Source organism: Streptomyces sp. NRRL S-31 (assembly GCF_000718775.1).
In the GTDB taxonomy this organism is placed as follows: domain Bacteria; phylum Actinomycetota; class Actinomycetes; order Streptomycetales; family Streptomycetaceae; genus Streptomyces.
In genome coordinates this window covers 1-565 of the sequence record NZ_JOCB01000245.1, presented here as the reverse complement: position 1 = coordinate 565, position 565 = coordinate 1, and the positions used below count along the sequence as shown (strand labels likewise).

Below are 565 nucleotides of genomic sequence, written 5' to 3'. Positions count from 1 at the left end.
CGACGCGGCCGAGGCGTCGACGCGGTGGTGGAGTGGGGTGAGGGAGGTCGCCGAGGCGCTGCGGACACGTGGCGAGGAGTATGCCCGGACTACGGCCGAGAGGCTGGCTGCGGAGGAGTCCGCCGCGGCGCTGGGCGGGACGGGTGTTCGCGGGGTCGGTCGTGTGGGGCTGGCCGGGGGTGCTCCGGCGCGGAGGCAGCAGTCCACCGGGCAGGCGAGGCAGGGGAATCAGTCGGATCAGGCCGCGGTTCCGCAGAACCTCAAGGCCCGGGTCGACGCCGGACTGCGGAGTGCGGTCGGCGCTCCGTCCCGGGCGGGTCAGGTGCTGCGGGTGGTGGAGGCGGCTGCCCGGGTGGAGGGGTCCTGGCACGAGGAGTGGCCGGTGGAGCAGGTGGCCACCGTGGTGGCGGCGCGGTCGTGGACGGTGCAGGAGCACGGGGCGACGATCCAGGCGCTGACCCGGCCCGGTCGTCTGCACGTGGCCGAGGCAGCCGCCGCCAAGCCGCTGCTGGCCCACCTGATGCACCGGCACCCCACGCTGCTGGAGGTGCTGACCGACGCGCAC

Annotated in this window: 1 protein-coding gene; it reads left to right on the top strand. The window is 75.4% G+C overall.

Going from position 1 to position 565, the window contains the following annotated elements; all coding sequences use genetic code 11:
• Positions 1 to 331: 331 nt before the first annotated feature.
• On the top strand, positions 332 to 565 hold a 234-nt coding region (locus IF37_RS44760; protein ID WP_158727466.1), incomplete at its 3' end, for a hypothetical protein.